Source organism: Paenalcaligenes sp. GW821-LYS-B07-1 (assembly GCF_058803365.1).
Map to the genome: position 1 here is coordinate 2,809,571 of NZ_CM179516.1, position 20,924 is coordinate 2,830,494.

A 20,924-nucleotide genomic window follows, 5' to 3' on the forward strand; every position below is an offset into this window, starting at 1 on the left:
GTCCTATATTTTTAATCTACAAACAAAACGAGCAAACAATAAGGGGATAAAAATAGTGAGCAGCAAAATAACGCTGTATGCGCTGGCTTGTGCCAATCGCCCACTATCCACCAATTGAAAAATCTCAATGGGCATGGTGTTCATGCCACCGAAGTACAGCACTACTGTTGCCGACAACTCAGAAAGCGTAGTGATCCACATCAGCACTGCCGCCGCCCAAACGGCTGGCATCACTAAGGGCAGCACCACTTTCACAAAACTACGAAACGGTGATACGCCCAAGCTGATAGAGGCCTCTTCAATAGAGGATTTCAGGTTAAACATGGGCCCCATCGCTGCACGCACACTGGTAGGCACACGGCGTAAGAAATACGCCAAGCCCATAATCATCCATGTACCGGTTAGCACTAACCAACCGCTGTTAAAGGCATTAATCAACGCTATACCCAGCACCGTGCCGGCAATGGTCAATGGCAACATGACAACGGCATCCAAACAATGCGTTAACCACGAGCGTCTCTTGGTAATCAGGTACGCCGTCAACACCGAGAACACCACACCGCCAACAGTGGCAATAGTGGCTAGAAATAAAGAGTTGTACAAAGGTTCAGGCGCGCGCATCAACGCGTGTTCCATGTGCTGCCATGTCCACGAGCCATACCGTAAAACTGGCCCCATAGACTTGGTGAACGCCGTAATACACACCACCACAACGGGTACGATGGATACCAGCACCACGCCACACACAAAGATCACAGCCAATGCAGACGGCAGCCCTGAGATGCGGATGGTCAATGGAGTACGGCCAGACTCCATTTGATACTGGCGGCGTTCTACAACGCCCTTTTGCACCATTAGCACCAGCAGGCCCAACACAATTAACACTGTCGCTAAGGTGCTTTGCATTTGCGGGCTACCGCCCATTTCACTCACAAACTCGTTGTAGGTTTTGACGGCTAATACCGGGGTATGTGCCCCCAATAAAGCTGGTACGCCAAAGTCACCAATCACATGCATAAAAACGATTAAGGCACCTGCGCCTATGGCGGGCAGCATCAACGGTTGCGTGACCGTCAACAGCACTTGCAAAGGAGGTCTACCCAAACTGCTAGCGGCCTCTTCCAAAGACCTGTCCATGCTTTTTAAGCCGGCCAAAATAGGCACAAATGCATACACATAGTTGGTGAGCGTCATCACGAAAATCAGCCCCCACCACGAGAACAAGGAAGGCAGTTGCACATCCCATGCGCTTAACCAATTGTTGACTAGGCCCTGTTTACCCAACACCACTATCCATGACGCGGCCACCACCACATCCGGTACAACTAACGTCAACAACGGCAACGCACCAATTAACGCAGCAACCGGGAAAGACAAACGCGCCAACACTACCGCCAACCCACCACCTAGCAACACGCTAGAGCAGGTCACAGCCACGCCTAGAATCAACGTATTGACCAAGGCATCACGGTAAGAAGCTTCAGACCAAAACCGTTGAAACCCATTGAACGACAACTGACCAGCGTCATCTCGCCATGCGTCCATCATCACGCCTAGGATGGGCCACAACAAAAAATAGCCCAACACCACTAGGCTCAATAAGGCCCACGCTAACCAAACAGGATCGCGACGTAACGGGCCTAGCAATGCAGATACCATCATGAGCCCCTTACCAAAACCGCATCGGCGGGTATAGCTAACCACACCTGGTCATGTACTTTCTTGCGCTCGCCATAGGTATGACTCCACGCATTCAGCCACACCTCACCACATGCTGTGCGTACTTTGTAGCGGGTCAACGCACCCAAAAACTCTACCGTCTGTATCTGCCCTGCAATAACCGCCTCTTGCTTGTCTGCAGGCTCTACAAAGCGCAGTTTTTCTGGTCGCACTGCCAAACATAAACCTGGCTCCCACGGCCTAGAATGCTGTGAGTGCAACACACCTGCGCTGCTACTAAAACGCCTGATTTCAGAAACGTTTTTAATCAACTCTTGCTGCAACGGAATGATGTTTGCACCACCTACAAAGTCTGCCGTAAAACGCGTTTCTGGTTGTGCATAAATAGCGTGTGGCGTGCCCACCTGTACGACTTCACCACTGCGCATCACGGCAATATGATCCGAAATAGATAAGGCTTCTTCTTGGTCATGGGTAACAAATACCGTGGTTAACCCAGCCTCTTTTTGTAGCTCACGTACCATGTCGCGAAGTTCTACACGCAGCTTCACATCCAGCGCAGACAACGGTTCATCCAGCAGTAAGATGCTGGGTTTGATCACTAGAGCACGCGCCATCGCGACCCGCTGACGTTGGCCACCAGACAGCTCGGACGGCATACGATCTGCCAAGGTCGCCAAACCCACGCGAGCCAACATTTTCAGTGAAGCTGATTTCGCATCAGACTTGGAATAGCCACGCGCCCATAAGCCATAGCTCACGTTATCCAACACTGATCTATCGGGGAACAGGGCATAGTCCTGAAACACCATCCCTACATTACGTTTATGCGCAGGAATACGGGTAACGTCTTGGTCACCAAAATAAATTTGCCCTGCATCTGGACGCACAAAACCGGCCAGCATCCGCAACAAGGTGGTTTTACCGCACCCAGACGGCCCCAAGAGGGTGAAAAAGGAGCCGCTGGGAATGGTCAACTGCAGTTCGTTGAAAAGCTGCTGCTGACCATAGGACTGCGAGATGGAAGAAAACACTAAGTCCATACTGTCCTCAAGTTAACGCGCAGCAACCAATGCACGCCACTCCGCCAGAAAAGCCTCTCGCTCTTCGCCCATCTTCTGATCGCTCAACTCAAACTGTTTGATACTGCCCAGATCAGGTAAACCCACCACTGCATTCACCGAAATATCGTCGCGTAATGGACGACGAAACGCAGTTTCTAGCACCAGTGTTTGTGCATCTTTAGACGCTAAGTAGTCGTAGAACCTCTTGGCGTCATCACTATTTTTACCGTCCTTAATCAGCGCCATTCCCTCGGGGGACAGGAACGTACCTTCAGTGGGATACATCAACTTTATCTCGTCCATGCCTCCATCTACATATTGATAGGCGGCGTATTCCATCGTGACCCCCACAGGGAACTCACCCAACGCCACTCCTTCATATGCACCCGCTGTAGTACCTACAAACACCGCATTCTGTACTACCTTTTTGTAGATATCTTCACCCATCAGCGCTTTCAAACCGTACAACGCCACATACGAAGAACTGCTGCGCTCGGGGTCTGGAATCACAATTTTGTTTTTCCACTCGGGTTGCGCTAAATCTTCCCAGCTCGTGGGTGCTTTCAAACCATTGAGCTGTTTGTCATTCACCATCAATACGCTGACATGCGTATTGGTGCCTAGCCATAACTGCTCAGGGCCATGAAATGCGGCAGGAATCTGCCCAGCTTCGGCTGTTTGGTAAGACTCGAAATACGGTGCGTATTGCGACAAGGTAGAAAACCCGCCCGACCAGAAAATGTCGCCCAACGGATTTTGTGCCTCTGCCTTAATGCGTTGCATCAACGCGCCGCTACCTGCACGCACGACTGAAACTGAAATATCGGAGTGTTTTTTGGTGAACTCATCAATAACGCGGTTCACTACTTCTACGTTATTAGAGGAGTACAACACAACTTCTCCAGCGTGTGCAGAGCCAAAAGCCCCTGCCATAACCATGAGTAAAACTGATAGCTTGCGTGTGATTTTTTGCATGAAAAACTACCTTTTTCGCAATTGAAACGAGATTTTCATACATGCTATATAGGCTATATGACTAGGAAGTTACATCCCACCTTCACTATGCGCACAGCGCTATCAAGGATGAGTTTTAGTCATGATGAAGGATCTACCGCTCACGGCATTGCGCGTTTTTGTAGTTGTTAACCAATACGGCAGCTTCACCAAAGCAGCCCATGCTTTGGGTATTACACAAAGTGCCGTGAGCAGACACATTGCTCACTTGGAACAAGTGTTCAAAGCCCCTTTATTTTTACGGCAAGGCCCTCGTATAAGCCCTTCCATCATCGGGCAACAATTACATGACAATATCAAAGATGCCATGATGACCATCGAGCTTACGGCCCAACAACTGGCGCAAAAAAGCCAGCATCACAACCGCCTGCAAGTGCGTACATCCACCCCCAGTTTGGCTATGACCGTCATCGTGCCTATGCTAGGTTCGTACACCCAGCAAACTGGTGTACAGATAGACTTAATCACCTCGCTCTCAGCACCCACCATGCAAGACAGCTATGACGTGCTGATTAGTCGAGACCTTCATTTAGAGGGTTGTGAGCATTGGGAACTGCTGCAAGAAGAGTTGGTGTGCGTAGGTAAACAAGAGCAAATTACGATGGTGCAGAATTTGCCACCGGCGCAATGGCCTTTAGTGACATCCAGATCTCGCCCCGATGTGCTCACCCATTGGTCTCTCACCTATGGTGTCAGCCCTGATCAGCTACAGATATGCGCCACCTATGATCATTTGTTCTTTGCTATTTCTGCAGCCATTGCTGGATTGGGGCTATTAGTAGTGCCTAAAGTGCTGGTGTTGGAAGCCTTGGAAAATAACAGCCTACTTATCGCCCCTGTAGACATACATCCGACTGGTGCCTGCTATTCCGCCTACATCAATCATCAAACTCAGCATCTAGACACTGCACGGCATTTTTGTAGATGGCTCAAAGCTAGCCTCAAAGAGCGCAGCGCTACCAATACATAAAAAAGCCCCCCTACCTTGTTTAGGTGAGGGCAGAAATATCTCGTGCAGTAAAAATTACGCGGCAGTGGCTACTGCCTCAAGCGGTGTAGAGGCTACAACCTCTGACGGCTGTTTAGCACTTTGACGGCGCTGGCGCATACGCTCCCACAACTTATCGTGCAGCGGCATTAATGTCACATTGCAAATCGGCTCAACCACAGCCGCCACCCCACCCACCGCTAGCGACCCCGTGAACGCATAGGCCACGGCAAAGGCCACACTCATGTGAAGACATATTTGGCTGGTTTTAAAGGCGATGAGTTGCATGTTCTGCTCCTAAGACAATGATTCTATTTTAATGAGAATAAATCTTATTTGCAGTAAATTATTTTTACTACGCCTATAGGCACAGGCTATGAGCGTAGTTCCTAACAGACACTTTTCGGGCGACATACGGTATGCGCTGCTAAATCAACCACTTAACATTGCATTAAATATTTCAAACTTAAAACAATAAACAGCTGAAGCTATACCACAGCGGCAATATCCAAAGGGTGTAAATAAAAAATAACCAATATCTCTTATTTTCTAAATCAATAATAAAACAATCTCTATATCCATAATAAATTAGAAAATTAATTATTACCTATTAATTTATAGGCATGGATTACGTATAGGCCATTATTTTTTCGCCCTCTACACCGCGCTCGCCTTACACGCCAAACTCTAACCTACAAGCCCATCTTCCCTAGAAAATCGCTAGGCTTAGATCATCACACTGTGACTTACAGACTGAAATCATCAACAATTGTGAATCTGTAATTCAAAAAATCTGATTTAACAAAAATAATTGCTAAACCTGTCGCCGCGGCCAATACTCCTGATCCCTTATCACCCGTAAAATTTAAGTAATTATTGTGGGTTTATATTGCGCTATTCTCCCACCCAAATATGGCGTAATCCTTACGGAGCGTAGTAAATGGCTGTAGATACGGTTTTAGTAAACAATGTTTCAGGTAATGCTTGGGTGCGCCAAGCTGACGGTTCTCTGCTGGCCTTGCGTGCTGGAATGCGTGTCCCTGTAAACGCTGAAGTGGTCACAGACAGTGGTGCAAATGTACAACTACAAGCAGATGGCATGCCACCGTTGATGGTGGGTGAAAACCGTCAACTCCAAGTAACAAACGATCTCTTCAATGATGATGTGGACCCCAGCGGTCAAACCATAGCAGCACAAGTAGACCCAGACATTGCACGTGTACTCGCGGCAGTACAAGCAGGTAAAGATCCTTTTGAACAATTAAACCCCACTGCCGCCGTGACTAGCGGCGGTGGCGATGGTGCAGGCGGTAGCAGCTTCACACGCTTGATGAGCGTCGTAGAAAGCACTTCTCCGTTAGCATTGGCCTATCCTAAACCCATCACACCAGCCGGCGAACTGCCGCGCATGGGTGGCTATGGTCGTGCAGACGGCACCGATAACGCCGAAGAGCCTACTGCTCCTACCGCACCAACGCTCAAAGTCACCATCAACAAAGATGGCACCGTAAGCTTTAACTTTAGCGAGAAACCTGCAGGCTTCGACGCGACAGACGTACACGTCTCAAACGGCGGCCGCATTGAAAATCTGCGCCCAGACCCAACCGACCCAACCAAATGGGTGGCCGATTTAATCGTGCCAGACAACTACGAAGGCGATATCGTAGTGCGCGTGCCTGATGGCAGCTACACCAACGAAGCTGGCGTACCCGGCTTAGGCGATCAAGACACCACGACGGTAGACACCTTAGCACCAGAAGCGGACATCACCATTGATGTGATCGCTGGTGACGATGTGATCAACAAGGCGGAGTCTGAAAAAGACGTGACCATCACTGGTACCGTTGGCAAAGACGTTAAAGCCGGCGACACCGTGACTGTGACCGTGAACGGCAAAGACTACACGACCACGGTAAACACCGACGGCCAAACCTGGAACGTAGATGTTCCGGGTGCTGAACTTGCCAAAGACACTAACGTTCACGCTAAAGTCGACACCAAAGACGATGCGGGTAACACAGCCTCGGCTGAAACCGACCGCGGCTACAGCGTTAACACCACAGAGCTTGAAGCTGAAATCACCATCGACACCATTGCTGGTGACGACGTGATCAACAAAGCTGAGTCTGAATCTGATGTGACCATCACTGGTACCGTCGGCAAAGACGTTAAAGCGGGTGACACCGTCACCGTAACCGTTAACGGTAAAGACTACACCACTACCGTTAACACCGATGGCAAAACCTGGACCGTAGACGTTCCGGGTGCTGAGCTCGCGAAAGACAGCAACGTTCACGCTAAAGTCGACACCGAAGACGACGCTGGTAACACAGCCTCGGCTGAAACCGACCGTGGTTACAACGTGAAAACAGGCTTGCCTGAAGCCGAGATCACCATCGACACCATTGCTGGTGACGACGTGATCAACAAAGCTGAGTCTGAGTCGGATGTAACCATCACTGGTACCGTCGGCAAAGACGTTAAAGCGGGCGACACTGTCACCGTGACTGTGAACGGTAAAGATTACACAACCACAGTAAACGCTGATGGCAAAACTTGGAATGTAGATGTTCCGGGTGCTGAACTCGCCAAAGACACCAACGTTCACGCTAAAGTCGAGACTGAAGACGCAGCGGGCAACACTGCATCGGCCGAAAACGACCGCGGCTACAGCGTTAACACCACAGAGCTTGAAGCTGAGATCTCCATCGACACCATTGCTGGTGACGATGTAATCAACAAAGCCGAGTCTGAAAAAGATGTGACCATCACTGGTACTGTTGGTAAAGACGTTAAAGCGGGCGACACCGTGACTGTGACAGTGAACGGCAAAGACTACACCACCACCGTTAACACCGACGGCAAAACCTGGAACGTAGACGTTCCGGGTGCTGAGCTGGCCAAAGACACCAACGTTCACGCCAAAGTCGATACCAAAGACGACGCTGGTAACACAGCCTCGGCTGAAACCGACCGCGGCTACAGCGTTAACTCGGCAGAGCTTGAAGCTGAAATCACCATCGACACCATTGCTGGTGACGACGTGATCAACAAAGCTGAGTCTGAATCTGATGTGACCATCACTGGTACCGTCGGTAAAGACGTTAAAGCGGGCGACACTGTCACCGTGACTGTGAACGGTAAAGACTACACCACCACCGTGAACACCGACGGTAAAACCTGGAACGTAAACGTTCCAGGCGCTGAACTCGCTAAAGACAGCAACGTTCACGCTAAAGTCGACACCGAAGACGATGCGGGTAACACAGCCTCTGCGGAAGCCGACCGTGGTTACGACGTGAAAACAGGCTTGCCTGAAGCCGAGATCACCATCGACACCATTGCTGGCGATGACGTGATCAACAAAGCCGAGTCTGAATCTGATGTAACCATCACCGGTACCGTGGGCAAAGACGTTAAAGCTGGTGACACCGTGACTGTGACGGTCAACGGTAAAGACTACACCACCACCGTTAACTCCGATGGCCAAACCTGGACTGTAGATGTTCCCGGTGCTGAGTTGGCCAAAGACACCAACGTTCACGCCAAAGTCGATACCAAAGACGACGCTGGTAACACAGCCTCGGCTGAAACCGACCGCGGCTACAGCGTTAACACCACAGAGCTTGAAGCTGAAATCACCATCGACACCATTGCTGGTGACGACGTGATCAACAAAGCTGAGTCTGAATCTGATGTGACCATCACTGGTACCGTCGGTAAAGACGTTAAAGCGGGCGACACTGTCACCGTGACTGTGAACGGCAAAGACTACACCACCACCGTGAACACCGACGGTAAAACCTGGAACGTAAACGTTCCAGGCGCTGAACTCGCTAAAGACAGCAACGTTCACGCTAAAGTCGACACCGAAGACGATGCGGGTAACACAGCCTCTGCGGAAGCCGACCGTGGTTACGACGTGAAAACAGGCTTGCCTGAAGCCGAGATCACCATCGACACCATTGCTGGCGATGACGTGATCAACAAAGCCGAGTCTGAATCTGATGTAACCATCACCGGTACCGTGGGCAAAGACGTTAAAGCTGGTGACACCGTGACTGTGACGGTCAACGGTAAAGACTACACCACCACCGTTAACTCCGATGGCCAAACCTGGACTGTAGATGTTCCCGGTGCTGAGTTGGCCAAAGACTCTAACGTTCATGCCAAGGTCGAGACCGAAGACGACGCTGGTAACACGGCTTCCGCGGAAACCGATCGTGGCTACGACGTAAAAACCGACCTGCCCGAAGCCGAGATCACCATCGACACCATCGCTGGTGACGACGTCATTGACCAAACCGAATCTGAGTCCGAAATAGAGATTACCGGTACCGTAGGTAAAGATGTCAAAGCGGGCGACACCGTGACTGTGACCGTGAACGGCAAGGACTACACCACCACGGTTAACAGCGACAACAAAACATGGGGTGTTAAGGTGCCAGGCTCAGAGTTGGCCCAAGACACCAATGTACACGCCAAAGTCGAGACCGAAGACGCAGCGGGCAATACTGCCTCGGCTGAAAAAGATCGTCCATACACTATTGATATGGACACGGGTGGCGAAGTAGGCTGCAACGGTAACGTAGTCTGCAGCACTAACTACCTAGGCTACAGCAAGAACCCTGATGCAGACCCAGATGGCAGCTTGAACCCAAGCAAAGACGTAGGCTTGGACAATTACATGGAGTTCTTGGTCACGCTCAACAAGATTGAAGAGCGCAATGGCGAACACTTTGTGGCCGGTAAGGACGGTAAACCTGTCTTCACACAGAAACTTCTGGGCGGCGAGCATGAGTACATCAAAATCTCCTTGCACGCATCCGACAAGATTTTTGGTAACGCCCAAAATGAACTCAACCGCACAGGCGTTGAAACCGAGACCGATGTTACAGTCAGTGGCGCCTCTCGTTCAAATGCCATTAACGATGGCGAATACCCTGAGCTGATTCAAGGCGTAGGCGATAAAAGCAATGAGGTTTATGTGCGCGTTGACGTTTGGAATCAATACGCCGACAAGGGCCTCAATGTAAACGTCAACCACGATGGCGGTAAATACTTCGAGGAAACCGAGTGGAAACTGGGCGCACGCTACGAGCCTGACATCAACAATCCTCAAAAAGATGAGGATGGCAACGTCAAGTACCCACTGGATAACCACCCAGCCAATGGTGCTGAGTTGGATAATGGTAACCGCGTCATGGAAGGCAATCACGATTCGCAGTACGCCTTCTCTGAAACCGTTAACCTGAAACCTGTGGCCATAGAGATGTCTAGCGTCGACATCAGCCTGACTCACGTTGACGTGGTAGAAGACAAGAAAATTGAGATCCCCATCAAGGATGGTACCGTTATCATCCCCGGCGATCACAGTGGCATTGACAGCAACGGACTCAAAATCAGCACCGTTGTACCAGGCTCGTTCGTCAGCCAAGGCTCTGAGCTTATTTACGCAAAGGGTATACACCATGTAGGGTCTATTGATGGCCGCTATGAAGGTGCAGCAGGTAAAGGCTTTAACTACTTGGTACTGGAAGGCGATCCTAGTCGTTACCAATTCTCAGACGTAGACTTCAAATCACCCAAAACAGATACGGCTTGGGATATGAAGTTTTACGGTGGCCGCGTTACAGACACCCAAGGCCAAGAAGGCTTAAATACAACCACCTTCAATCACATTAAAGGCATCATCTTTACCGACGGTACTGTGATCGAAGACGGTACCATCACCAAATACGGCTCTTCCTTTATGGAGTATGACTTTACGTTGGCCGCCGTATTGGGTGACGACGTTGGCACAGACACTGGAGTATTCCTGTCGTTCACAGGGCTGACACTGGAGCAGATCAGCAAACTGTCCATCAGCAAAGATGGCCAAGAGTTGCAGTGGGAAAAACAAGATGGCAAGGTGTTTATCCCTAATGCTTCCGGTGAGGACTTGGAAGGCATCAACATTCATGTAGTAGTGCCTAAAGCGGATCAACCTACCGACTGGTCTATTTCGGCTGAGTTGCAGGCTAAGGATGGTAATGGCGATCCTATTGCCTCTGACAGTGCCTCTACTACCGATGCGCTGGCACAAGCCCTGTCTCTGTCTCATGAACAACTGGATGAACTGTCTCCAGCTCACTTGTTGCACGAAGAAGATGCGTTGGGGCTGTTCCTGTCTAACCATGCTGAACACGACAACGCCTCGCAACAAAGCGAGCCGTTCAGCCTGAACCATGATGAGAGCGATGCAGCAAACCGCCTCAATTTGGCAGATATTCTGGGCACACCTAAAGGCGTGGAAGGTTTAGAACCCACCACAGCCCCAGGGGATGTACAGCGCACTGCTGAGACAGTTTCTCAGGATCAAGACAAAGGTCGCGCTGCAGAAACAGGATTGCACGATGACGATCAACCTAGCTTGATGCAAGAGTTAGGCAGACGTTTGATGGATGAAGGCCAAAAATTGAATAATCCGGATCTCTAATCCGTTTTAGTCATGCGTAAAAAAGCCCCCACTCTCCAAAAAAGAGTGAGGGCTTTTTGTTCTATGCTCAAACGCCCTGCACCGCACGACGCCGTACACCACCTAACCACACTAGACTCAAACCTCCTGCGGCTAACACCGCACCCGCCAACGGCACGGCCATATAGCCCAAACCTTGCTCGATCACGACGCCACCCAACATTGCCCCTACTGCATTACCCAAGTTAAAAGCACCCACGTTCACTGACGAAGCTAAACCTGGCGCCTGTGCAGCTGCCTGCATGACTCGCATTTGTACTGGTGGCACGATACCAAAGGCAGCAGCACCCCACACCACCAAACTAATGCCAGCACCAATTTTTGTTGTCATCATGAAAGGCATCACTATCATGATGATAGTCAGCGCGGCAAGAATCAGTTTGGCTGCACCATCCAGAGACCAATCAGCCAACTTCCCACCTATGCTATTGCCTAGGGTGAAACCAATACCAATTAACACCAGAGCAAAAGCCACAAAACTTGGTTCTGCATGAGTGATCTCAGCCAATACAGGTGCCACATAGGTGTACAAGGTGAACATCGCGCCGGCACCCAACACGGTAGTACCCATGGCCAATAACACCTCGGGACGACTCAACACCTTCAGCTCACGGCGAACATCAGGGCGCTGACCAGGCTCGCCTTTGGGTAAGGCCAACCACAGCGCGACGATAGTGATTAAGCCCAGCGCAGCCGTACCACCAAAAGCAGCACGCCAACCCACCTGCTGACCAATCCATGTAGCAGCAGGTACTCCGCCCACATTCGCAATAGTCAGGCCCATGAACATCGTAGCAATTGCACTGGCCTGTTTATCTTTAGGCACCACACTAGCCGCCACTACAGCACCTATGCCAAAAAAGGCGCCGTGGTTCAAACTGGTGATCAAACGCGATAACAGTAACGTTGTATAAGTAGGGGCGAAAGCCGATAGCAAGTTCCCTACGGTGAATAGCACCATCAATGCCATCAACGCACCACGTTTCCCGAAGCGGCTAAATAGCAAGGTCATAACCGGTGCACCCACCATCACACCAATGGCGTAGGCTGAAACCAGCATACCGGCAGTAGGAATACTGACTTGCACTCCATCAGCGATCACGGGCAACAGGCCCATGGGGGTAAACTCGGTAGTACCGATAGCAAATGCACCGATGGCGAGAGCAAGTAAAGCAAGAGACATGATGACAATCCAATGTGTTTTTTCCAATGGAGTAGATTGTCTCAAGTTAATATTTGCAGATTAAGCCGTACACCTAGGAAATACTATTGAATTTTTCTCAATAATAAATCGTGCTATTAACGCATGAAAAAGCCCCTAGTCTTGGATAAAACATCCAAAACCCAAACGCAAAAAAGCCCTTGATTGCTCAAGGGCTTTTTAAATTCTGGCGGACAGGGGGGGATTCGAACCCCCGATACGCTATAAACGTATACACGCTTTCCAGGCGTGCGCCTTCAACCACTCGGCCACCTGTCCTATCTGTTACTGCTAAGCCTGCTATTATAGCTAAGATTACTAAAAAAGCAAACCTTCCTGTAAAGTATTCCAACGTTGAGTATCACGTAGCAATAAACGTACATCTTTTCCTAGTCGTTGCGCATCGCAGAACTCAAAACGCTGCGCCAAGCTCAATTGCTGCAGCTCAGGCAAAGCGACTATAGGCTGCCCTGGCCCCAACAAAGTGGGTGCCACGTAACTGAGAATTTGGTCCACACGACCGGTTTGCAGCATGGCACCACTAAAGAGCCCACCCGCTTCCACATGCACTTCATTAATGGCTTGCTCATCAATGAAGGCCATCACCTCGGTTAAGTCGGCATGGCCTGAGGCATTCTGCCCTACCTGAATCACCTGAGCGTTTTTATCAGCAAGCTGTTTAGTCTTGACCGTATCGTTGCTCGTGGTGAAGACCCAAACCGGATCACCATTCAGCAAGTTCGCATCAACGGGCAAGCGTAGATGTGTATCGACGACGGCACGAATGGGCTGCCTAGGTGTTTCTATACCCCGCACATTCAGGAGGGGGTTATCAGCCAATACCGTGCCAATGCCTGTTAGCACCACACACGATCTCGCGCGCCATTGATGTCCATCCTGCCTAGCTTCTGACCCGGTAATCCACTGCGACTGCCCATTTAGCAAGGCACTGCGACCATCCAAAGAGCCAGCTAACTTCAACCATAACCATGCTTGCTTACGCAGCATACGGGATACAAAACCGGGGTTTTGTTCTAGCGCTGCCTCAGCACAAACGCCTGTTTGGACAGGAATATTGGCTTCTTGCAAAGCACGTATACCACGGCCTGCCACCAATGGGTTTGGGTCTAGTAAGGCAACCACCACACGCTGTGGCTTAGCCTGGATTAAGGCTTGTACGCACGGTGGGGTACGACCATAATGACTGCAAGGTTCAAGCGTGACATACACCGTACAACGCGATAGATCTATCTGCCGCTCACGCGCTTGCGCCAACGCCATGACTTCAGCGTGCGGGCCACCCGCTTGCTGCGTAGCCCCTGCAGCCACCACTTGACCATCTTGAACAATGACGCAACCCACACGAGGGTTGGGCGAGGTCAAATGCATGACGGATTGCGCTTGAGCCAGTGCCTGCTGCATCCACTTCACGTCATCCACACTGCTCACCGGTATGCCTTTATTCTGGGGAATGGTTCACCGGGCCATCCTGCATTTCTTGGATAGTCCGCATGAATTCATGAATATCATTAAAACTTTTATAGACGGAAGCAAAGCGCACATAGCCCACTTGGTCTAGTTGCTTCAGCTCGTCCATGGCCAGATCGCCTATATGTTCAGTAGAGATTTCTCGCTCGCCACTGACCATCAAGCGTTCTACTATGCGACGCACAGCAGCGTCTACATCGGCACTGGCGACAGAACGCTTGCGCAATGCCAGATCTAAGCTGGCACGCAAGCGTTTGTCATCAAATTCCATACGGCTGCCATCACGCTTGACCACCGCAGGCATCAACAACTCCATGCGCTCGTATGTGGTGAAGCGACGATCGCAGGCCGCGCAACGGCGACGGCGTCGAATAGAATCGCCTTCTTCTGATACGCGAGAGTCTACGACCTGGGTATCGCTATTTCCACAAAACGGACATTTCATCGTTTAAAAAGGCCCCTTACGGGGCCAGTAGTGATATTACTTAGCACTATACACTGGGAAACGCGCCGTGAGTTCATTGACTCGTTGGCGAACTGCCTCAATGTTGGCTGCATCATGCGGATTATCCAACACATCTGCAATCAGGTTAGCCGTCAACTCAGCTTCAGCTTCTTTAAAGCCACGAGTTGTCATTGCAGGCGCACCCAGACGAATACCGCTGGTCACGAATGGAGACTCAGGGTCGTTAGGGATGGCGTTTTTGTTCACAGTAATGTGCGCTTCGCCCAATACGCGCTCAGCATCTTTACCGTTAATGCCTTTAGCACGCAGATCCACCAACATAACGTGGCTTTCTGTACGGGAAGACACAATACGCAGACCACGTTTAACCAAAGTTTTGGCCATTACGTCAGCATTTTTCACGACTTGTGCAGCGTATTCTTTGAAGCTAGGCTCCAGAGCTTCTTTGAAAGCAACGGCTTTAGCAGCAATCACGTGCATCAAAGGACCGCCCTGGATACCGGGGAAGATCGCAGAGTTAATGGCTTTTTCGTGCTCAGCTTTCATCATAATCACGCCACCACGAGGACCACGCAAAGATTTGTGCGTAGTAGTGGTTACGAAGTCAGCATGAGGTACTGGGTTAGGGTATGCGCCACCAGCAACCAGACCAGCGTAGTGAGCGATATCTACCATGAACAATGCACCGTTTTCGTGTGCAATGCGAGCCATACGTTCGAAGTCGATACGCAGGGAGTAAGCAGAAGCACCACCAACGATCAATTTAGGCTTGTGCTCTTTAGCCAAAGCTTCCAACTGGTCGTAGTCCAGTTCTTCTTTTTCGTTCAAACCGTAAGGAATGAAGTTGTACAGTTTGCCAGATGCGTTCACTGGGGAACCGTGGGTCAAGTGACCGCCTTCAGCCAAGCTCATGCCTAACACGGTGTCACCGGGTTTCAGCACAGCCATGTACACGCCTTGGTTAGCTTGAGAGCCGGAGTTAGGCTGTACGTTAGCAGCTTCTGCACCGAACAATTCTTTCAGACGCTCTATAGCCAAGCGCTCAACTACGTCCACGTACTCACAACCGCCATAGTAACGACGACCGGGATAGCCCTCTGCATACTTGTTAGTCAGTTGGGTACCCTGCGCCTGCATCACTGCAGGGCTAGCGTAGTTTTCCGAAGCAATCAGCTCAATATGCTGTTCTTGGCGGGTGTCTTCTTTCTGGATAGCATCCCAAAGAGCGGGGTCTACAATATCCAGCGTACGTGAACGATCAAACATGAGAGATCCTAAAAAATAAGGAAACTAAAATGAAGCTGTCATTTTAGCGCCTAAGCGTTGCCTAGGGCTGAAATAAGGCAAAGGTGGCACTCAAACCAACAACCTTCTTCAAAAAAAAGACAGTTGTGTGAAAGAGTGCCACCCTTTAGGTGAATATTTTTCAACCTGTTTTTTCAAAACTGCTTATAACAGTTTCTCATTCAAGGTGTAGGTACCCGTCAAACTGGCTTGCGCCAGAATGTGGCCTTGCATCACTGCCTTGGCCTCTGCCCCACCAAATTTGCCTTCCAATGGAAGCTCTTCCAGATCCAGCGCATAAATGGTGAAGGTATAACGGTGCTGCAAAGCGTCGTTCCACGGTGGACACGGGCCATCGTAACCAAAGTAATCTCCGCTCATGTCACGATCATGTGCAAAAAACTTACTGTAGTCATTCAAGCCTTGGCGTGTACCGCTAGGCGCTAATGGGCCCGCTTTGCCTCGTGGGGTAACCCGATCCGAATACACCCCTTCGGCGATTTCACGAACATCGGCAGGAATATCCACCAATACCCAGTGATAGAAATCAACTCGCGGCGTATCGGCTGCTACCTCTTTGCCCAACTGGTTTACATCATCCAGCACAGCAGGCACATCATGGTCTACACACAATACAACGAAAGAGCGGGTTCCTTCTGGAACATCCTCCCAGGCCAGATGCGGGTTGGCATTACCTGCCAATGCCACTTTTGTTGTGGCATCTGCTCGGCCAAAAGCCAAACGCTCTGGGATCACAGCCTGATCAGTAAAAGAGTCACTGCGTAACTTCATAATCCGCCCTCACAAACAGTCAAGAGACACTTACACGGGCAAAACGTCGCTTGCCCACTTGCAGCACATACGTACCGGCAGCAAGTTCTAAGGCCTTATCTTCAACCTTCACACCATCAATGCGAACACCACCTTGCTCAATGCTGCGGTTCGCTTCGCTATTTGATGGAACCAGTCCTGCTTCGCGCAATAGTTTTACTATACCAATTGGCGCACCATTTACGCTAACTTCTGGCATGTTCTCGGGGATTTCACCATGACGAAAACGTGCGTCAAAATCGCGTAAAGCGTCTTCAGCGGCTTGGGCCGAATGGAAACGTGTAATGATCTCTTGCGCCAGTGCCACTTTAATGTCGCGTGGGTTTGCACCCTGCTCCACACTGGCTTTCAATGCATTGATGTCTGCCATGCTCTTGAAGGACAGCAGCTCGTAGTACATCCACATCAAGGTATCAGACACAGACATGATCTTACCGAACATGGAATCTGCATTTTCAGTGATACCGATGTAGTTGCCTTTGGACTTGGACATTTTTTCTACGCCGTCCAAACCTACCAGCAACGGCATAGTCAGAATACACTGCTGTTCTTGACCATATTCTTTTTGCAGCTCACGACCCACCAGTAAGTTAAATTTCTGATCTGTCCCCCCCAGCTCTAGATCAGCTTTCAACATCACGGAATCATAGCCCTGCAGCAAAGGATACAAGAACTCGTGTACTGAAATAGGTGTGTGTGACTGGAAGCGTTTGGTGAAATCGTCACGCTCCATCATACGAGCCACGGTATAACGTGACGCCAGTTGAATCATGCCGCGAGAACCCAGCTGATCACACCACTCAGAGTTATATCGCACTTCCATGCGACTCTCGTCCAGGATCAGTTTTGCCTGATCGTAATAAGTCTGCGCATTTGACTTGACCTGCTCTGGGGTCAGTGGCGGACGAGTAGAGTTGCGACCACTAGGGTCACCAATAGTGGAAGTGAAATCACCAATCAGGAAAATGACGGTATGACCTAGGTCTTGCAGCTGACGCATTTTGTTCAGCACTACGGTGTGACCCAAGTGAATATCAGGGGCGGTAGGATCCAAGCCCAGCTTGATACGCAGAGGTTTGCCAGATGCTTGGCTACGCGCCAACTTCTTAGCAAACTCAGCTTCTACAATGAGTTCGTCACAGCCACGTTTGGCAATATCAAGTGCAGCTTGCACTTCTGGAGTAATAGTAAATTCGGGGGAGGACATAATCTGCCTAATTTTTTCTCGAAAAAACTCGATAAATTGAGTCAAATGCGCTAGGATACTAGTGTTTATCAGATCATCACGAATGATCAGTGTAAACCCCCATATCTTAACAGAACGCTAATCAGCTTCGCTACGAAGAATAATTTAACGTTCTGACTCCCTGCTACGTTACTTGCATTGCTAGGCTGTATGCCCTGCGACAGGACATATTTTCTGCAATGCCAACCGCTAGGTTTTGCTTCAATGCTAGAAAAAGAGATCAACGGAACCACCACCGCCACCGTCCGCAGCAAACGCACAACCAGCACCGCACGTCTGATACAAAAAGGCCTGTTAGTACTTGCCCTTGGCATGTTCGCAGGCGCCGCTGCTATTGCTGTTAACCCGTCTTCAGGTGATGACAGCAAACCAGTGCTTTATCAGGCTCGCACTACGCTGGACTTGCCTTTTTCTGTTGAGTCACTGGATAGCAGCTTCTCCGACCCCTTTATTCAGGAAACCCGTATACGTCGTGGCGACACACTGGCCTCGGTGTTGCAACGCCTGAATATTCGTGAAGAAGGCCTGCAACAATTCCTGACGCATGACAAAGATGCGCGCTCAATTTACAAGCTGTACCCAGGTCGCACTGTACGTGCCGCTCTGGACGAAAACAATCAACTGCAATCGCTAAGCTATTTCCACACCCCTTCCAGCACAGAAAATGGCAAACCTGCCTCACGCTGGTTAGAGGTTCGCACTAACGGCGAAGGGGGATTTGTAGCAAGCGAGGAAGTCTCTGTCGCTTCCCCAAACATACAAATCGCTGAGGCCGAAATTCGCACCTCGCTTTTTGGTGCTACCGATACCGCTGGCATTCCTGACAGTATTGCTTTGCAGATTCCTGAAATCTTGGGCAGTAAAGTAGACTTCATTAAAGATTTACGCACCGGCGATAAACTGCGCGTCATCTACGAAACCTACAACCTAAATGGTCAACAAGTAGGTTCTGGACGTATTTTGGCCCTGGAATTTGAGAACCAAGGTAAAACGCATGAAGCCCTGTGGTTTAGTGAATCCAACTCCAGCAACGGCGGCAGCTATTACGATGCCGACGGCCAAAACTTGCAAGGACAAGGTTCTTTCTTACGCAACGCGCTGAAATTCACACGTATCAGCTCCACCTTTGGTGGCCGCCGCCACCCAATCAGCGGTAAATGGCGTGGCCATAAAGGCGTAGATTACGCAGCACCAAGCGGTACACCTATTCATGCTACAGCTGATGGCGTTGTAGAGTTTGTAGGCGTACAGAACGGTTACGGTAACGTCATCATTCTGAAACACCACAGTAACTACAGCACCCTGTACGCTCACCAAAGCCGTTTTGCCCAAGGCTTACGCAAAGGTGATCGCGTAGAGCAAGGCCAATTGATTGGCTACGTAGGCTCCACAGGTTGGTCCACTGGCCCGCACTTGCACTACGAGTTCCGTGTAGATGGCACCCCTGTGGATCCATTAGCGATAGACTTACCAGTCGCTCGAAAACTGGAACCCGTTCGACTGCAAGCCTTCCAAAACCAAGTAAGCCAGTACAAAACACAACTGGCTTTATTACAAAGCCGCCAAGAACTGCTTGCCGCCAACAGCAACTAACTCTCACTACACTAACGGCACCGATAGCGGTGCCGTTTTTTTATGACCATGTCGCAACCAGAACTGTATATAGGCTTAATGTCCGGCACGAGCACCGATGGCGTAGATGCTGTATTGGCTCGCTTTGATAACAACCAAACACCCGTGATTGTGGATGCTGCTTCGTGCGAGCTTCCGCCATCGTTACGGCAACAGTTGCTAGACTTAAACCGGCCTGGCGATAACGAACTGGAACGCGCCAATCTAGCCGCCATTGAATTAACACACTGTTATGCCAGCGTGTGCCACCGCTTGCTAGAACAACAAAATCTAGCAGCCAGCTCGGTGCGTGCGATTGGTGCTCATGGTCAAACCATACGCCACCGTCCTGAACTAGGCTTCACCATTCAGTTAAATGCCCCTGCCCTGCTAGCTGAGTTAACCAACATTGCTGTTATTGCCGATTTCCGTAGCCGCGACATTGCTGCAGGCGGACAAGGCGCACCGTTAGTTCCCCGTGTTCACCACGGACTTTTTTCAAGCGATCATCCCCGCGTCATTTTGAACTTAGGCGGCATCGCCAACATTAGCATTTTGCACCCCAACCAACCGCTACGCGGTTTTGACACAGGGCCTGCCAGCATGCTAATGGATTACTGGATAGGCAAGCATCACGGCCTGCCCTATGATGCCTCTGGCGCGTGGGCCAGCAGCGGCAAGGTGATCCCTACTCTGTTAGATACCATGCTTGCTGAGCCTTGGTTTAATCTTGCCCCACCCAAATCTACGGGACGCGACCTATTCCATGCAAACTGGCTAGAACACCATATAGCGCAACAAACCCCAAACGCTAGCCCTGAAGATATTCAAGCCACCTTATTGGAACTTACCGCCCAAAGCGTAAGCCAAGCCATACAGCGCTATGCTGCGGGCACAGAAGAAGTCATAGTCTGTGGTGGTGGTGCATTCAATCACGCGTTATTACTGCGTATTACACAACTCATAGGCGTTCCTGTACACAGCACCGATGTGCTGGGATTACATCCCCAGCATGTGGAAGCGTTGGCTTTTGCGTGGCTTGCTCATGCCCATATGCACGGCATCAAAGCAAATGCCCCGGCGGTTACCGGGGCACATCATGCGGTAATGCTTGGAGCGTACTACCCTGCCTAATTGGTGGGGTTTTACGCCGTACAGCGTTTATACCGAGAAGGAAGATCCGCAACCACAGGTGGTGGATGCGTTAGGGTTACGAATAACGAATTGAGCACCGTCAATATCGTCTTTGTAATCGATTTCAGCTCCAACTAGATATTGGAAGCTCATAGGGTCGATCAGCAGTTGCACGCCGCTTTTATCGATGGTGGTGTCATCATCGTTCACCACATCATCAAACGTAAAGCCATACTGAAAGCCGGAACAACCACCGCCCTGCACGAATACGCGCAGTTTCAAATCGGGGTTACCTTCTTCCAATAACAGCTCACGTACCTTTTCCACTGCTGAATCACTAAACAGCAACGGAGCAGGAGGCGCCTGCAAATCAATAGTTTCGGTAAGGGTACTCATACAA

Annotated in this window: 15 protein-coding genes and 1 tRNA gene; 4 read left to right on the forward strand and 12 right to left on the reverse strand. The window is 50.3% G+C overall.

The window, feature by feature from the left end:
• Positions 1 to 3: 3 nt before the first annotated feature.
• The 3 genes from AC3QL0_RS13575 to AC3QL0_RS13585 are packed head-to-tail and all read right to left on the reverse strand — an operon-like array spanning position 4 to position 3,719.
• Positions 4 to 1,662 carry an ABC transporter permease gene (locus AC3QL0_RS13575; RefSeq protein WP_493008953.1) on the reverse strand — a complete coding sequence of 553 codons (1,659 nt, stop codon included), beginning with the start codon at positions 1,660 to 1,662 and terminating at the stop codon, positions 4 to 6.
• Positions 1,659 to 2,723: an ABC transporter ATP-binding protein gene (locus AC3QL0_RS13580; protein WP_493008954.1), complete on the reverse strand. Its 1,065-nt coding sequence runs from the start codon at positions 2,721 to 2,723 to the stop codon at positions 1,659 to 1,661. The genes AC3QL0_RS13575 and AC3QL0_RS13580 overlap by 4 nt, the downstream gene beginning before the upstream one ends.
• Positions 2,724 to 2,735: 12 nt before the next feature.
• Positions 2,736 to 3,719, reverse strand: coding sequence for an ABC transporter substrate-binding protein (locus tag AC3QL0_RS13585; RefSeq protein WP_493008955.1), 984 nt, complete (start codon positions 3,717 to 3,719; stop codon positions 2,736 to 2,738).
• Positions 3,720 to 3,840: 121 nt separating this feature from the next.
• On the opposite strand from AC3QL0_RS13585, the gene AC3QL0_RS13590 reads away from it, so the two are divergent.
• On the forward strand, positions 3,841 to 4,728 hold the full coding sequence (locus AC3QL0_RS13590; protein WP_493008956.1) for a LysR family transcriptional regulator: 888 nt from the start codon (positions 3,841 to 3,843) through the stop codon (positions 4,726 to 4,728).
• A gap of 54 nt (positions 4,729 to 4,782) precedes the next feature.
• Here AC3QL0_RS13590 and AC3QL0_RS13595 read toward each other — a convergent pair whose 3' ends face one another.
• Entirely contained in the window at positions 4,783 to 5,034 is a 252-nt protein-coding gene (locus AC3QL0_RS13595; RefSeq protein WP_493008957.1) for a DUF2061 domain-containing protein, read from the reverse strand.
• Between the two features lie 652 nt (positions 5,035 to 5,686).
• On the opposite strand from AC3QL0_RS13595, the gene AC3QL0_RS13600 reads away from it, so the two are divergent.
• Entirely contained in the window at positions 5,687 to 11,224 is a 5,538-nt protein-coding gene (locus AC3QL0_RS13600; protein ID WP_493008958.1) for a retention module-containing protein, read from the forward strand.
• Between the two features lie 67 nt (positions 11,225 to 11,291).
• Here the strand turns inward: AC3QL0_RS13600 and AC3QL0_RS13605 are convergent, their stop codons facing one another.
• The 7 genes from AC3QL0_RS13605 to tyrS form a co-directional block, all read right to left on the reverse strand.
• On the reverse strand, positions 11,292 to 12,446 hold the full coding sequence (locus tag AC3QL0_RS13605) for an MFS transporter (protein WP_493008959.1): 1,155 nt from the start codon (positions 12,444 to 12,446) through the stop codon (positions 11,292 to 11,294).
• Positions 12,447 to 12,652: 206 nt separating this feature from the next.
• Positions 12,653 to 12,743: transfer RNA gene (locus tag AC3QL0_RS13610), tRNA-Ser, on the reverse strand.
• 39 nt (positions 12,744 to 12,782) lie between these two features.
• Positions 12,783 to 13,913 (reverse strand): bifunctional diaminohydroxyphosphoribosylaminopyrimidine deaminase/5-amino-6-(5-phosphoribosylamino)uracil reductase RibD, encoded by a 1,131-nt coding sequence (gene ribD / locus AC3QL0_RS13615; RefSeq protein WP_493008960.1) that lies wholly within the window; start codon positions 13,911 to 13,913, stop codon positions 12,783 to 12,785.
• A gap of 10 nt (positions 13,914 to 13,923) precedes the next feature.
• A complete protein-coding gene (nrdR, locus tag AC3QL0_RS13620; protein WP_135863710.1) occupies positions 13,924 to 14,397 on the reverse strand; it encodes a transcriptional regulator NrdR in 474 nt (157 codons plus the stop codon).
• Positions 14,398 to 14,433: 36 nt separating this feature from the next.
• The gene (glyA, locus tag AC3QL0_RS13625; protein ID WP_493008961.1) at positions 14,434 to 15,684 is read right to left on the reverse strand and encodes a serine hydroxymethyltransferase; all 1,251 of its coding nucleotides are present in this window, start codon (positions 15,682 to 15,684) and stop codon (positions 14,434 to 14,436) included.
• A gap of 183 nt (positions 15,685 to 15,867) precedes the next feature.
• Positions 15,868 to 16,494: a YbhB/YbcL family Raf kinase inhibitor-like protein gene (locus AC3QL0_RS13630; RefSeq protein ID WP_493008962.1), complete on the reverse strand. Its 627-nt coding sequence runs from the start codon at positions 16,492 to 16,494 to the stop codon at positions 15,868 to 15,870.
• A gap of 19 nt (positions 16,495 to 16,513) precedes the next feature.
• Positions 16,514 to 17,740, reverse strand: a complete 1,227-nt coding sequence (gene tyrS, locus AC3QL0_RS13635; RefSeq protein WP_493008963.1) for a tyrosine--tRNA ligase — start codon at positions 17,738 to 17,740, stop codon at positions 16,514 to 16,516.
• Positions 17,741 to 17,983: 243 nt separating this feature from the next.
• On the opposite strand from tyrS, the gene AC3QL0_RS13640 reads away from it, so the two are divergent.
• Positions 17,984 to 19,372, forward strand: coding sequence for a M23 family metallopeptidase (locus tag AC3QL0_RS13640; RefSeq protein WP_493008964.1), 1,389 nt, complete (start codon positions 17,984 to 17,986; stop codon positions 19,370 to 19,372).
• Positions 19,373 to 19,420: 48 nt separating this feature from the next.
• On the forward strand, positions 19,421 to 20,524 hold the full coding sequence (locus AC3QL0_RS13645) for an anhydro-N-acetylmuramic acid kinase (protein WP_493010999.1): 1,104 nt from the start codon (positions 19,421 to 19,423) through the stop codon (positions 20,522 to 20,524).
• Between the two features lie 27 nt (positions 20,525 to 20,551).
• On the opposite strand, the gene erpA is transcribed toward AC3QL0_RS13645, so the two are convergent.
• Positions 20,552 to 20,920 carry an iron-sulfur cluster insertion protein ErpA gene (gene erpA, locus AC3QL0_RS13650; protein ID WP_166407291.1) on the reverse strand — a complete coding sequence of 123 codons (369 nt, stop codon included), beginning with the start codon at positions 20,918 to 20,920 and terminating at the stop codon, positions 20,552 to 20,554.
• Between the last annotated feature and the right edge of the window lie 4 nt (positions 20,921 to 20,924).